Source organism: Prosthecobacter sp., assembly GCF_044222345.1.
Lineage (GTDB): Bacteria > Verrucomicrobiota > Verrucomicrobiia > Verrucomicrobiales > Verrucomicrobiaceae > Prosthecobacter.
Genome location: NZ_JBGANL010000027.1, coordinates 1 through 14,650 on the forward strand (window position 1 = coordinate 1; position 14,650 = coordinate 14,650).

Genomic DNA, 14,650 nt, shown 5'->3' on the forward strand with positions numbered 1-14,650 from the left:
CTGCCCTAATTTCCTGAAACGTGCAATTCGCGTGCCCGTGAGCTTTTCGGCTCAATTTTCTGCTGCGCGCGCCATTCTGTTTCGAATTCCCTTCCAAAGAACCTCATTGGCTGCCCATTTTGGGGTCATCGGCGGTCCCGATCTCTCACTTTTCATGCCTATGAGGCCCATGCAGACCGTTTTTGGAGCCAAGAAGTCCGAAACTTCGCCTTCCTCCCCATTCCACCTTCTCAAGAAAGCCTTGTTCCACCCGATATGTGCTGAGCAACGGAATGCCTTCATTACATGGGAGTCTATATAAGGAGCGTTCATTTAGAGCAGTTCGATGCCATGCAGACGTAGAGGCTCGGCACCTCCAGATAACGTGATTCCCTCAGCGCCGTTCCAATCCCGCGCACAAATCTGGGGCGGCAGCATTGACTACGGAGGTTTGGCCACGGGAAAGACAACCATCCCCATTGTCACCACTCCTTATTACACACCCCTCCACACAAGGTTCCTGACAGCCGTATGGCGGGCAGTTTCCAGAATCAACAAGGCGGTGTCACGGAGGTCAAAAAGGGTGCTATTCCAGTTCGCTATTTCGTTGGCCGCTACCCATCGTTGGTCGCTACCCCATTCCAATGAACACACCGACCACCACCACCGGTTCCGGCGCCCGGTACCTATTTTCCTGCTCTGGTGCCGGTAGTAAGGTCTCCCGTCTGCCAGTGTCCATCCGCATCGTGCTGGAGTCTCTGCTGCGTAATCTGGATGGCAAGAAGGTCACCGAGGCCGACGTCAAAAACCTCGCGAACCTGAACGAAGAACCTGGGTGAATGGCGAGATCCTCACCGGGTCGCCCGCATCGTGCTGCAGGACTTCACCGGTGTTCCCCTTCTCGTCGATCTGGCAGCCATGCGCCTGCTGGTGCGAACTGCAAGAACCCGAAGATGGTTGAGCCCCTCGTGCCCGTGGATCTCGTCGTCGATCACAGCGTGCAGGTGGACTTCGCCGGTACGCAGAACGCGCTGAATCAAAACCTCGCGCTGGAGTTTGAGCGCAACAAGGAGCGCTACCAGTTCCTCAAATGGGGTGAGCAGGCCTTCGACACCTTCAAGGTCGTGCCTCCCGGCATCGGCATCGTGCATCAGGTGAACCTTGAATACCTCGCCAAGGGCGTGCTCGAAAAAGACGGCGTGTATTATCCCGATTCCCTCGTCGGCACAGACTCGCACACCACCATGATCAACGGCCTCGGTGTCGTGGGCTGGGGTGTGGGCGGCATTGAAGCCGAAGCAGGCATGCTTGGCCAGCCGGTCACCTTCCTTGTTCCGGAAGTCGTGGGTGTTTACCTCAAAGGCGCGCTCAAAGAAGGCGTCACCGCCACAGACCTCGTGCTCGAAGTCACCCAGAAGCTGCGCAAGCTCGGTGTCGTCGGCAAATTCGTCGAATTCTATGGCCCCGGCGCTGTCAGCCTGCCTGTCACCGACCGTGCGACCATCGCCAACATGGCTCCTGAATATGGCGCCACGATGGGCTTCTTCGGCGTGGATGAAGAAACCATCGCCTACCTGCGCGGCACCGGCCGCAGCGAAGAGCTCTGCACCACGGTCACGAATTACTACAAGGCCCAGGGCATGTGGGGCATCCCCACGGAGAAAGGCAGCATCGAATTCACCACCGAGATGGAGATGGACCTCAGCACCGTGGTCCCCTGCGTTTCCGGCCCAAAACGCCTGCAGGACCGCATCAGCGTGCCTGCTTTGAAATCCAAGTTCAATGAACTTCCTCGCTGCCGATGTGAAAGCCATGGCCGGCAAGGCTTCGACCTCGCAGGTCGTCGAACACCTCGGCGCCTCCAAAGCGGACGGCATCGATGTCACCGGCGCAGCAGCCGGTGTGGATGTCGTTTCCGACAAGACCTCCTACGAAGTCACCGTTGATTCCAAAGGTGGCATCAAAGACAGCATCACCGACGGCAGCGTGCTCATCGCCGCCATCACGAGCTGCACGAACACCAGCAATCCGAGCGTCATGCTCGCCGCTATTCCTGGCGAAGAAAGCGAATGCCAAGGGCCTCACCGTGAAGCCTGCGGTCAAAACCAGCCTCGGGCCAGGATCCCGTGTGGTGACCGATTACCTCACCAAAACCGGCCTTCAGGTCGAGCTCGACAAGCTCGGCTTCCAGACCGTCGGCTACGGCTGCACCACCTGCATCGGCAATTCCGGCCCGCTTGACGCTGGCATCGAAGACGTCGTCAAAGGCCAGGATGTCGTGGCTGCCAGCGTGCTCTCCGGCAACCGTAACTTCGAAGCCCGCGTGCATCAGAGCATCAAGGCCAACTTCCTCATGAGCCCACCGCTCGTCGTCGCCTATGCCATCGCCGGCACGGTCGATATCGATCTGAGCAAGGACGAGCTCGTTCCCGGCAGCGGCGTCTACCTGAAGGACATCTGGCCCACGCTCAAAGAAGTGCGTGACGCCATGGCTTCCGCGCTTTCCCCGGATGTCTTCCGCAAGCTCTACACCGACTTCGCTTCGCAGAATCCGAAGTGGAACGAGATCCAGGGCGGCATCGGCGAAGTCTTCGAGTGGGACGGCAAGTCCACCTACATCCAGCATCCGCCGTTCTTCGCTGATTTCAGCATGACTCCCGGAGACATCACCGAAATCAAGGGCGCACGTCCCCTCGGCATCTTCGGCGACTCCGTCACCACGGACCACATCAGCCCTGCGGGTGCGATCAAGAAGGCCAGCCCGGCCGGCCGCTTCCTGCTTGAGCACGGTGTCACCCAGGCGGACTTCAACAGCTTTGGCAGCCGCCGTGGCAATGACCTCGTCATGACCCGTGGCACCTTCGCCAACGTGCGCATCAAGAACCTCATGCTGGGTGGCAAGGAAGGTGGCGACACCCTCCTCCAGCCTGCGGGCACTGAAATGAGCATCTTTGACGCTGCCGAGGCCTACAAGGCCGCTGGCACGCCTAGCATCATCCTTGGCGGCGAAGATTACGGCATGGGCTCCAGCCGCGACTGGGCCGCCAAAGGAACGCGTCTGCTCGGCGTCAAAGCCGTCATCACGAAGTCCTTTGAGCGTATCCACCGCAGCAACCTCGTCGGCATGGGCGTCCTGCCCTGCAACTTCAAAGACAAGGCTGACTACGACAAGGTCAAGGACCTCAGCGATGCCACCTTCGACCTCCTGGGCCTGAGCAACGACTTCAAGCCCATGAGCGAAGCCACCCTCCGCGTCCACAAGGCCGACGGCAGCAGCTTCGACGTCCCCGTCATCGTTCGCATCGACACCCCTGTCGAAATCGACTACTACCGCGCCGGCGGCATCCTGCCGTATGTGCTCGCCCAGATCCTGCGCGCGAATGCGTAATTCGTAGCTCGTCTCCATCCCTCCACGGCCCCAAGCGACCTCAGGTCCTTGGGGCCTTCTTTTTGCCCCTCGCGGAACGAACCGTTGCCCACCCCACTCCGCGCCCCAAGCAGCCCTCGGTAAATCTCTTGCCGAGGTCGCCCTCGGAGCGCTACTGTTTCCAGACCCTTACCCGCCGTCTTTGACGGCACCTCCATGATCCACAAGCTTTCCATTCGAAACTTCAAATCCATTCGCGAACTCGATCTCGATTGCCGCCGGGTGAATGTGTTCATCGGGGAGCCCAACGCGGGGAAGACGAACATTTTGGAGTCGCTTGCCCTTCGGTCTGCGGGCTGCCTTGCCAATTTTCGCGAAGTTCTGAGGATTTCTTCCTTCACTGATCTGTATTTAGATCTGGATGTAGATAACAGCATTCGGGTGACTTTGAATGAGTCCCCATTGTTCTTCAAAATTGAGCCGCAAGAGATAGTAGCCGTCTTCCAGCAGCCAACTGGCAATGGCCATCAAGCTTATCGGCTGACGAAACAACTCGATGTGTTGCCCAATACTATTGGCCTGAATGACTCGCGTTTTTCCGAAACGATCAATTATTACCTCTTTAAGCCTCTGGAGGAGTTCAGAGGTGAGGGCGTAAAGTCGCTGGCTGCACCTTTTGGTGACAATCTCTTCAATTTGCTCTATTCAAATAAATCGGCTCGTCAGACAGCCTCGGCCTTCTTCCAGAACACAGGGTTCAAACTAAACATCGACTTGTCGGGGAGAGAATTGAAGGTCGCCAAGATGATCGAGGATTTTTTGATTTCTCTACCCTATAACGGGAGCTCAGAAACGCTGCGGCGAATGATATTTTACAGTTTGGCACTTGAGACGAACAACAAACAGATTCTCGTTTTCGACGAACCCGAAGCCCACTCTTTCCCGCCCTACACCAAGACCCTCGCAGAGCGCATCGCGCTCGATGATCGCGGCAATCAGTTCTTCCTGACGACGCACAGCCCCTACATGCTGGATTCACTCCTCTCGAAGACGTCGGCAAAAGACCTGAACGTTGTTCTCTGCCGCATGGAAAATTTTGAGACCAAGGCCTATCCGCTCAATCAGGAACAGATCGACCAGCTCAAGGAGTGGCGCATGGATGCCTTCTTCAATTTCGACCGGCTGCTGCCAGAAGTGAGATGATCCACCTTGAATGCGACAACGACGAGGCTCTCATGCTAGCGTTGGGGAAGCCCATCCGCCAAATTTCGCACCATGCGGGCAAAGGACGTGTCTCAAAAGGACTGTCCAACTCCAACCGGCCCACGGACTTTGGTTTGATTGACCAAGATCCAGGACAGCCTCCTCCGCCTTACCTCCGCCAATACAAGATCATCGAAGAGAGCGCCAAACTCGGTCTCATGCTGTCCAAACACCCTGCTGAGGGCAAGCATCTCATCGAAATCCAGCCAGATCTCGAACCTTGGCTTTACGTCATCGGTCCTGCTGTCGGTATCAAGCCCACTGACCACCGTTTGCCCGAAAAGCATACCGGCCTCCATCAAGAAGCCAAAAAGCACCGTCAGCACCTAATCGCCTACTTACAGGCCTGCGTGAAAGCCAACAGCCCCCACCTCGCCAAGCTCGGCGAGTGGCTCCGCCTTGCCTGATAGATTCGTCATTCTTCATTCGGCTTTTGTCATCATGACTGAAGCCGTCTTCCCCATCATCCCCGCCGCAGGCAAGTCGCTGTGGTTTCTCGCTGTCATTGCGCTGGTGCTGCTGCTCAGCGCCGCGCTCATGGGGTACATCGCCTGGTCCACCCGGCACGTGAGCTGCACCGTCTCCCCCGTCGGCCTCCGCATTCAGGGAGACATGTATGGTCGATTGATCCCGCTGAAGTCGCTCATGCTGGATCAAGCGGTGACAACAAATCTCAGCACGGACAAGGAGCATCAGGCCAAATGGCGGACCAATGGCGTCGGGCTGCCCGGTTATGCCTCAGGTTGGTTCAGACTCCGCAACGGCGAGAAAGGCCTGCTCTTCGTGACCGATCACACCCGTGTGGCGCGCATTCCGACGACGGAGGGCTACACCGTCATGCTCAGTGTGAGCGACCCTGGAGGGCTTATAAACGCTTTGCGGCAACAGCATGCGCCTTGAAGGGCATTATCCGCCATTCACGATCATGCCACGGAGCGCGCTCGATGACATCATCGGTTGCAGAAGGGCCAGCCCCGCACGCAGCTGGGCGGGTGTGGTTTTGGCGGGATTGTTGACGATGAGCACATCCGTCGCGAGCGGAGCCAGCGGAGCGACATTGGCAAAACTCTTCAGCAGCGGAGAGGCATCGAGAATAATCCAGTCCACTTCCGTTTTCGCACGCTCAATCCAGCTGCGGTAGCCGTCGAGCAGTTCGTTGGTGGCGTGCGCAGGCAGATCGCAGCCGGGCAGCAGGAAGAGATTGCTGTGGCCGTAGCGCAGCGCCTCCAGGTTGCTGGCATAGGCGCCGTAGCCCTGCACGGCACGCGGAAACCACTGGTGGAGCGTGGGCGATGATGGATTGCACTCCATCATGAACACACGGCGGCCTTGGTGGCAGAAGGCGGCGGCCAGGGCGGCGGCCACCAGCGTTTTGCCATCTCCGGTGCCCGCACTCGTGATGAGAATCACCCCGGCAGTGCGGCTGCGGTTCATGGCTTGTTGTTCAAGCGTGCTGGTGAGCTGATGCAGCGCACTTGATGCGCCGATGGGTTCCGGTTTCAGCAGTTCCGACAGCATGGCTTCCGGGCTGGATCCCCGCACACGGGGGAGACGGGCCAGAATGGTGGTGTCACCATTGGCAGGCTTCATCAACGGCATCTGACGGGTTTGCGGCGGCGGCGGCGGCGGACGATTCATCACCTGCGGCGGGCGTTCCGTGGCAGGCAAGGCCGGCACTGCAGAGCTGGCAATGGCGAACGGAGAAGCACGCGGCGGCGCCTGCTGAGCCGGAAAGCCATAGCCATACGCGGTGTGCTGCGTTTGATCCTGCATCGCTGGCTTTGCCACTTTGGGGCTGAAAAGCTTCTTCACATGATCGTCAAAAATCCCCCAGCACACTGGCAGGCCGATCAAACTCAGACCAAACAGCATCACGGCAGCCAAGGCGGCGATGGGCTTGCTCGGTTTCACAGGTTTTTCCGGCACCGTTGCCACATCCGCCACACGCAGCAGGCCGCTGTCACGGAACTGGCCCGTGAGTGCTGCCTGGCTGCGGCGCATCTCGATTTTCTCGTAGAGATCGCGGTCCATCCGCACCTGGTCGCGCAGCAGGCTCTGCTGCACATTCTTGCCATTGACGTCCAGCGCCACGTCACGCGCTTCTTCGAGCTGACGGCGGTAGTCGGCCAGCTGGCGCTCCTGGGACTCCACCTCGGCCTGGATCATCCCACCCACGGAGCTGATCGCACGAGCCAGCGACCCGCGCAGCGTTTCGATTTCATTCGCCAGACCGATCATGCGTGGGTGTTTGCGGCCGCAGGTGGCCTCCAGAGGCGCACGTTCGGCGATCTTTGCATCAAGCTGCTTGCGGATGAAATTCACATCCGGGTTGTCGGCAACCAGCCGAAGTTCGGTCAGGTCACGCCCCGCCTTCTGCGCAGCCACCAGATCATTGAGATCACTTTTCGCCTTGGTGAGCTTGAGGTCGGCCTCTGTGATCGCGACGTTAAGCTGGCGCACTTTGTCGCTGGAGACATCCTTGGAATCGATGTCTTCCATGATCCCCTGGCTTTTGCGGTATTCGGCGAGCTTTTGCTCCGATTCCTGCAGTTTCTTCAGCAACTCCGCAGACTTGGTTTCGAGGAAGGTGGAGGCGTTCGCGCTGAGCTGGCCTTCCTCCTCGGCCACATAGCGGGTGTACTCTTCCGTGTAGTGATTGGCAAGATCGGCGGCGATCTGCGGATCACGGTCGCGAATCTGCACCCGCAGCACGTGCGATTCCTTGAGCGGCTCCACGCGCGCATTGCTGATCATCAGGTTGATGAACCGTTCACGTGGATCACCTGGCTTGCCCGGCTTGTACAGTCCCAGCAGCTTCATCAGCTCGTCCTTGCGGCTGAGGGAATTCGCCTCACGCTCCAGAAACGCATCACGCTCCTTCGCCGGAAAGTGGTCGAACAAATAACTCAGGTAGCGCCGGGACAGCAGCTCCGCACGGTGGTTGTTGATCAGCTGCACGGCGCTCAGTTCCCCAGGGCCGCGTGAGACCGCGCCATCAATGTCAACGGGACTGGCATCCTGAATGCGCAGCAGCAGCTGCGACTCCGCCTCGTAGATCTTCACCCCCATGCCGAGGTAGTAAAACGCCAATGCCGCGAGCATGAGGCCCAGCACCGCACCCCGCAGCCAGCGCTTGCGGATATAGCCGATGACATCCACGAGACTGATGAGCGACTGCACCTCAAAATCCTGCGGATTGACCGGCGGCAGGAAGGCACGCGGATCAAACACCGGTGACACGCCCGGATGCGCCGGCATGGTCATGGATGGAGCCATTGGAACCAAGCCACGCGCTGGTGGGAGGGCAAGCATCGCTCCAAAGCCGTCCGGTGGGGCGGCGTTCGAGGGCTGAATGCTGTAGGGAATGGCCATATGAAAGAATTAAGCAGCTGGAGGGGGAACAGTTTCATTCCCCTCCTGAGAATCGTTGGAACTGATCACCCCTGAAGCATTGGACCCGGGAAACCAGCGGCGCACGGTACGCAGAGCACGAAAAGCGGTGGCGCGCCAGCTTGCCGGATTGAAACCTTCGAGATCGAGCAGCCAGCGTGAACCGTCACACCACTGGCGTTTGTATTCGTAGTCGCCGGGCAGCATGTCATACACCTGCAGACCGCGCTGAATACAGCAGTCAACCGCCCACCGAATGACGAGCTTTCCAGGGGAAATCTTCGCCAGGGACCTCTCCCAGCCCGACTGATACTGAAAAAACTGCTCCCGCTCAACGAAACCGTACAGTGCGGCCACCAGTTTGCCGTCGGCTTCGAGCAAGGGCATCCATGCACGCTGCTGCGGCAGCCAGCGCGCCGCCAGGCGCTGGTGAAAACGCCAGGAGGCGTCCGTAATGAAGCTGCTGATTCCCTCGGCCCACTGCATGGCATGCAGCACTCGAAACTCCTTCATCGCTTCGTCAATGGTCATGCGCTCACCCACTTGCGTGGCCATGCCTGCATGCTCTGCCGTAAAAGCCCTGCGACTGCGGCGCAGCACATTGCGCCATTTGGAGCCGTGGCGTGCCTCGTAGTCTTCCCACGACGCAGGCAGGTTGATATACCGGGTGATCTGGCGGTTCAGCACTCCGGCATGGCTGAATGAGTCCTTCAGCGCTGCGAGGAGATGCGGCCTGTTGGGAGATTCTTCGAGCAGATGATTGAGCCGGACATTGTCGCATTCAGACCGCAGCATCTTGAACACGCGGCAGAGCTGGGGAGTCAGTTCATCCTCCCGGCCAGCGGGCACGATGAGGTCCAGCCGCTCGCCATGCGCATCTCCAAACCCGGCCAGAAAGGTCAGGGTCACGAGATGCTTGCGCACCGAATCCGGTTCAGAGGCGAGCATGAGCGGCGCAATGGCCTGCGGAATACCTTCGGCATCACGCAGCACGCCAATGACCAGCCGCGCCTCTTGACGGCATTCCTCCCACCACAGGCTCATCCAGTCCCATCGAACGAACGGTGAACGCGTGGCCATTTGCTCGACCAGTGGGTCCCAAAAAGGCTGCAGCGCATGGAAACCCGCTTCGTCGCGCACGATCTCGAGGGTGAGCACGCCACGACGCGGGGCTGGAATGGATTGGGCGGCCGTGCAGCGCGGTTGGGGAGGAAACATGGTCGTGGTCACTTGACACCTCCTGTCGGCGCGGCGGCTGTCTGTTTGCGTTGCTGGGCGGATTCAATCAGCGCACCCAGTTGCTGGCGCGCCTTAAGTAGTACGCCTGAATTGTCATCCCAGTCGCCTAAACCACGCGCAAAACCGGCCGTCAAACGGCGTGCCTCATCTTCGAGGCCCAGTAGACGCGCCAGCATCAGGTAATCGTAGTCCTCCACCGTCTCACGCAGCCATTTTAGACGCATGGACGCCACCGGAGCATGGCGGCCCTGGCGTTTCTCCGTGGCAGGATAGATGTAGGAGCCGTCACCATTGTAGGTCGCACCATCGGGCGTTTTGAAAGTGCCCGCATCCTGCCAGACATCCACCCCTTCAGCGGCAAAGATCGTGTCCCAGTAATCCAATCCGGTGATGCCGTGCTTCGGCAGCAACCAGCCGACGATGCGATGCGCCATGGGGGGATAATCGAGCGCCCACACGGGTGGAAAGCTGCTGGCGAGCTGCCCGGGCCTGCCATGCTGCTCTTCCCACGCCACCGGCATCTGCACGAGCGCTGCATAGGCCCAGACTTCCTCACCTGCCTGACGACGCAGAGCGATGTCATGCCTGCCGCCGGCCCATTCCATGTCCTTCCACACTTCGCTGAAATGCGGCACCCAGATGTCCACGGCTCCGACGAGAGAACCCCACGCGGCCTTTTCGGCTGTCGGCTGCTCGGTGACGTGCAGCGGCACACGCACACCATGCTTTTTTTCCACCTCGTTGAAGAACTCGCCCCAGCGGCGCACCGTGGCATAAGCCGCCTCGTCGTTCGGCTCATCGAGATCTCCCATGATCACATAGCCGCGCGATTCACAGTGAATTTTGGCCAGCAGCTTCATCCATTGCGCGACATAGCTCATCGCCGCAGCGCGATCTTCGCCCAGGGGATCTTTGAACGGCCACTTCGGCCAGATCGGCAGGCCGATGCTGTTGCAATGCCTGTGCAGCAGGTGCTTTCTCAGCGCCCGTTCCACCTTGTCTTCATCCAGCCTGCCGGTGCTGGCGTCAGGATAGCTGCCATAGATTTGATCCACGCTGAGCCGATGTTCGGCGAGCAGGTCGTAATAGGCATTGAGCAGCCCTGCATGCGCCAGTGATGGTGCGTTGTCATGATACTCCAGGCCATGCACCTGGGCGACGTGGCGTACTGTGGTCATGATCGAGGTGCGCAGCTTCGGCACCACGGGCAGGTCAAAATCCCACACGTTGAGCGTGTAGCTGGCGATGGCTTTCATCCCATCGGCAAACTCGAACCGCACTTCGCCGGTGTATGCCCCCGGTGCTGCGGTGTAAGGCACAAAGACATCCACCCAGTAAGGTTGATTCACCACCTCAGTACCGCTGAGCTCCTGCGCAGGCATGTCCAGCGGCACCAGTGCATCCGGATAATCTCCCGGCGGCAGCGGTGCCCGCGGCGTGGACTGGGAGACGCGCACATAGTGCTCACGCAGCACCTTCGGGGCTGGCAGCAGGTCGTCTGAATCATTCTTCGCGATGCCCGTGGCGATCACCTGAATCGTTTTGAGCTGTTCCGGCGTGGCGGTGACGATGATCTGCAGAGGCTCCCACTCTCCGCGCGCTGCATACAAAGTGTTCGTGGCAGCCGTTGGCGCTGCGCCGTCACGGGAAATGCGGGTCATGCCATCGCAAAACGACACTTTCACCGGCTGGGCAGCCGCGCAGGTGGTCAAGACCAGAAGCAGCAGAAGCGCTTTCATGACTTCACCTCCAAAAGCTCTGCGTAGGTTTCCGCATACTGCCGTGCAGCATGAGCGATGGTAAATTTCTCCAGCACCCGCTGGCGCGACTTCCGGGCGATTTCTTCACGCGCTGCCGCACCAAGCTGCAGCGCCTGCTCCCAGGCTCTCGCCAGGGCAGAATGATCCTGCATGGGCACGACCTGCCCGACACCCTCCAGCAGTCGTCCGCAATCCCCCACATCCGTGGTGACACACGGCACACCGCAGGACATCGCCTCAATGATGGTCATCGGACATGCCTCGGTGCGTGAGGCAAGCGAGAACACACTCAGTGCAGGATACAAACGCCAAGGGTCGGCACGGAAAGAATCAAAACGCACCTGTTGACGCTGTGGCAGCATGGCCAGCAGCTCACGCTCCACTTCACCCAGCTCGACTTCAGCTCCGCCGCACAAGACAAAGTGTGCCTCCGGCACCCGGGTCTGGAGCAGGGCCGCTGCGCGCAGGAAGGTCGCGAGATCCTTCATCTCATGAAAGCGCCCGACGAATCCGATCACCGGCGCTGTAGGTGGCAGTTTCAGCTCGGCACGCGTGTCCAGCCCGGTGTCCGTATCTGGCACAAAGCGTTCAGCGTTGATGCCATTGGGAATCCAGCGCATCTTGGCGCGCGGATAACCAATGGCGGCGTGGTCTTCGATGGCTGCGGCAGAGCAGGAAATGATGCGCCGCGGAATAAATCGAGAGCTGCAGGCCAGCGCTCGGCGGAAGAGCGACATCTTGCCTTCGCTGTCGCCGGGATTGCGGTGAATCTCGCGGCAGTGGATGCTCCAGACGATATTGCGCACTCCAGCCACCCGTGCAGCCCAGCCGCCCACAAGATCGGCGTGATGAGTCCATGTTTGCACAATGTCGGGGCGCTCCGCGCGCAGCACGGCGTGCAGTCTCGCGAGTGTGCGTGGATTGAGGTAGGTGGTGCTTTCGAGGTCATGCACAACCACCCCGGCCTCCTGCAGCCGCTTCAGCTGATGTGCCCAGGGCTTGGCATTGACGGCGACGACGACGGTGCGGAACTGCGCCGGATCGAGCGATTCGGCCAGATTCATCAGCATCGCCTCAGCACCACCGCCACCGATGCTGTAGGCAAAGTGCAGCACCACCGGGCGCCGGTCGAGTGCGGGCGCAGGCAGGGTCGGCGCAGCCACGAAGGCACTCATCGGCTGCTGAATGGGCAGCGGCAGCGTGTGACTTGTGGCAAGCGTGATCGTCCTCATATCATCGACATCGCTTTCAGGCAGCTCTGCCGCCAGTCTTTGAGTGTTTCGAACGCGCCAGACACCGTGGCTTTCGCCTCCACCACGGTTTCAGGACAGCCGTAGCGTGGCAGCTGGTACATGGAGACGGTGTCATGGACGCGACCGCTGATGGTCGTGCAGGCCGCTTTGAACCCTGCTTCACGCACGAGCATGAGTGTTTCGCGGGTAAAATCGTCCGGCCCGCCATTGGGATAGGCAAAAGCAGAGGGCAGCTCACCGAGTTCGGCGTGAATGCGATCACGGCAGGTGGCAATTTCCGCACGCATGGTCATGACATCGCAACGAGCCAGAATGGGATGCGTGTGCGTATGACCGCCGATGTCCACATGCCCGCTGAGGGACATTTCACACGCCATCTCCCACGTCAACGGGCGCATGGGCTTGGGCAGATCGTCGAATGAAGGCGCTTTGACCTCCAGCGCCGCCTCCAGGCGGTCCACCTCGCCCAGCAAATCGGTGTCCGGCAGTTCCTTGAGTTCTGGCAGCAGCTGCCTGAGGGACTGCTGACGCAGCTCGTAAGTACCAAGGTAGAGGCGTAGGTTTTTACCATTAATCTTCCAGTCGAGCAGGTTCTTTTGCGTGCGGCCGAGCGCCAGATCGGCACGCTGAAACCAGAACATTTCCTCCCGGTCAAGGAAACCCGTGGCGACAAAGATCGTGGCGTGCAGCCCGAACTCCCGCAAAATAGGGAATGCCAGTTCGTAGTTGGATGCATACCCGTCATCGAAAGTGATGACGACTGAGTTGTCAGGCAGGCCAGAACCCTGGCTGCGTGCTTCGACGAGATCTGCCAGCGAAATCACGTGGTACTCTTTGGCCAGCATGGAGCAGATGCTGCGGAAAGCATCGACCTGCAGATGCAATGACCAGTCGAGAACGCCTCGATCCCTTGTATTTTCACTGAGGCCGTGAAATGTCAAAATCGTGGCCTCAGAGGAGCGCCGTGTGCGCGAGAACGACGCCAGCCCACTGCCTACAAGGGCGGCGGCTTTGATGGAACGCGTGGGCAGAGCGAGCGGCATAATCAAAAGGTTAAAGATAAGCTAGACCCATCAGCAGCGGATGACTGATAAGCATGATTGTTATGGTAATTATTATTTTACGGCAAGTGCGCGGAGTTTAAGTGACGATTTATTTAACTTCAACGAAATTATCATAAATACCGTATCATTCTTACGCTTTCCTTACTTTTGACTTTTTGTTGCCTAACAAAAACAACAAGGCCGGAGGGACAACCTCCGGCCTTGTGAGTTCAAAAAAAAAGACGCTTTCTGCAGCTTCAGAGCGGCCTGATCCAGATGTTCCGAATGCGCACCGGTGGCTCGTTTTTGTGATCCTGAATGCGGATCGGTGCTTTTTCGGGGAATTCACCCGTGTAGTCAGTGATGTTCTTGTGCTTCGTCGGTCCCATGATCTTCGTGTGGTTTTGCACGCAGATGCCGTTCACAAAGGTGGTGATGTAGGCCGGCTCCACCACCTTGCCGCCTTCCAGCTTCGGCGCGGTGAAGACGATGTCATAGACCTGCCACTGGCCGGCGGGACGAACTGCATTCACCAGCGGGGGCGTCTGGCCATACACACCGCCCGTCATGCCATCCGCATAGGTGGGATTGTTGTCGCAGTCCAGCATCTGGGACTCGTAGCGGTCCATGAAAAACACCCCGGCATTGCCCTTTTTCTGGGAATTGCCCTTCGTGTTGGGCTCGCTCATCCATTCCAGGTGGAGCTGGCAGCTGGCGAATTCCTGCTTCGTCCAGCAGTCACCGCCGGAAATCATCATCACCCCGCTGTCGATCGGCCAGGGGCAGGGAATGATCTTCCCGGTCTCCTTGCCCTTCGCGTCCTTTTCCTTCGCCTGAAGCGCATCGGCATTGATCACAATCGCATCGGCAGGTGCATCGCCGGGCTTTTCGCCAGGAGCCACGGGGGCCGGGCGTGGGCGGTCGATGTCGTGCACCTTCCACTTCGTGCCAGGAATGACCGGCGTGTCAGAGTAGCCGATGGGCGAAGGTTTGTCTGCTGCAGCAGGTTTGGAGTCGGCAGCCAGGGCCGGAAAACTCGCCAGAGCGAGCAGGAGGATTGTAGCGGTGTGTTTCATGCGGGAAGCTGCAAACGAGAAGGCGCAGGGGATGTTGCAGGTCAAGATGTGAAGTATTGTAAATACAGGTTGCCAATCCTGCGAGACCGCCGATTCTAATCCCTCATCAAATCGCGGGATGGAGCAGCCCGGTAGCTCGTCAGGCTCATAACCTGAAGGTCGTAGGTTCAAATCCTACTCCCGCAACCAATCTCAAAGCCCTGTAAATCAACGGTTTACAGGGCTTTTTTGTGCCTGTTGATCATGTGCCGGAAAAAATCCGCCGCAAGATCTGAAGCCA

10 protein-coding genes, 1 tRNA gene and 1 pseudogene are annotated in these 14,650 nt (G+C 59.1%); 6 read left to right on the forward strand and 6 right to left on the reverse strand.

Translation table 11 applies throughout. The features are described from left to right. From ACILSL_RS15145 to ACILSL_RS15165, 5 genes and pseudogenes are all read left to right on the forward strand, one after another. Window positions 1–301, forward strand: a 301-nt coding sequence (locus ACILSL_RS15145; RefSeq protein ID WP_395732887.1) for a hypothetical protein, incomplete at its 5' end; no start/stop codon positions are given. Between the two features lie 322 nt (window positions 302–623). Next, window positions 624–3,367: pseudogene (acnA, locus tag ACILSL_RS15150) on the forward strand (aconitate hydratase AcnA). 195 nt (window positions 3,368–3,562) lie between these two features. Beyond that, entirely contained in the window at window positions 3,563–4,549 is a 987-nt protein-coding gene (locus tag ACILSL_RS15155) for an ATP/GTP-binding protein (RefSeq protein WP_395732888.1), read from the forward strand. Beyond that, entirely contained in the window at window positions 4,546–5,016 is a 471-nt protein-coding gene (locus ACILSL_RS15160) for a hypothetical protein (RefSeq protein WP_395732889.1), read from the forward strand. The genes ACILSL_RS15155 and ACILSL_RS15160 overlap by 4 nt, the downstream gene beginning before the upstream one ends. A gap of 34 nt (window positions 5,017–5,050) precedes the next feature. Beyond that, on the forward strand, window positions 5,051–5,509 hold the full coding sequence (locus tag ACILSL_RS15165; protein ID WP_395732890.1) for a PH domain-containing protein: 459 nt from the start codon (window positions 5,051–5,053) through the stop codon (window positions 5,507–5,509). A 6-nt stretch (window positions 5,510–5,515) separates the two neighbouring features. Here ACILSL_RS15165 and ACILSL_RS15170 read toward each other — a convergent pair whose 3' ends face one another. The 6 genes from ACILSL_RS15170 to ACILSL_RS15195 all read right to left on the reverse strand — a co-directional run bounded on the left by ACILSL_RS15170 (window position 5,516) and on the right by ACILSL_RS15195 (window position 14,370). Further along, window positions 5,516–7,981, reverse strand: coding sequence for an exopolysaccharide transport family protein (locus ACILSL_RS15170; RefSeq protein WP_395732891.1), 2,466 nt, complete (start codon window positions 7,979–7,981; stop codon window positions 5,516–5,518). Between the two features lie 9 nt (window positions 7,982–7,990). Next, window positions 7,991–9,217, reverse strand: coding sequence for a GNAT family N-acetyltransferase (locus ACILSL_RS15175; RefSeq protein ID WP_395732892.1), 1,227 nt, complete (start codon window positions 9,215–9,217; stop codon window positions 7,991–7,993). A gap of 8 nt (window positions 9,218–9,225) precedes the next feature. Beyond that, window positions 9,226–10,977 carry a hypothetical protein gene (locus ACILSL_RS15180; RefSeq protein WP_395732893.1) on the reverse strand — a complete coding sequence of 584 codons (1,752 nt, stop codon included), beginning with the start codon at window positions 10,975–10,977 and terminating at the stop codon, window positions 9,226–9,228. Further along, window positions 10,974–12,230 (reverse strand): glycosyltransferase, encoded by a 1,257-nt coding sequence (locus ACILSL_RS15185; RefSeq protein WP_395732894.1) that lies wholly within the window; start codon window positions 12,228–12,230, stop codon window positions 10,974–10,976. Before ACILSL_RS15185 ends, ACILSL_RS15180 begins: the two co-directional genes overlap by 4 nt. Then, the gene (locus ACILSL_RS15190; RefSeq protein WP_395732895.1) at window positions 12,227–13,294 is read right to left on the reverse strand and encodes a polysaccharide deacetylase family protein; all 1,068 of its coding nucleotides are present in this window, start codon (window positions 13,292–13,294) and stop codon (window positions 12,227–12,229) included. The genes ACILSL_RS15185 and ACILSL_RS15190 overlap by 4 nt, the downstream gene beginning before the upstream one ends. Before the next feature lie 257 nt (window positions 13,295–13,551). After that, window positions 13,552–14,370: a DUF1080 domain-containing protein gene (locus ACILSL_RS15195; protein ID WP_395732896.1), complete on the reverse strand. Its 819-nt coding sequence runs from the start codon at window positions 14,368–14,370 to the stop codon at window positions 13,552–13,554. 112 nt (window positions 14,371–14,482) lie between these two features. Between ACILSL_RS15195 and ACILSL_RS15200 the strand changes: the two genes are divergently transcribed. Then, window positions 14,483–14,559: transfer RNA gene (locus ACILSL_RS15200), tRNA-Met, on the forward strand. The last annotated feature ends 91 nt before the right edge of the window (window positions 14,560–14,650 follow it).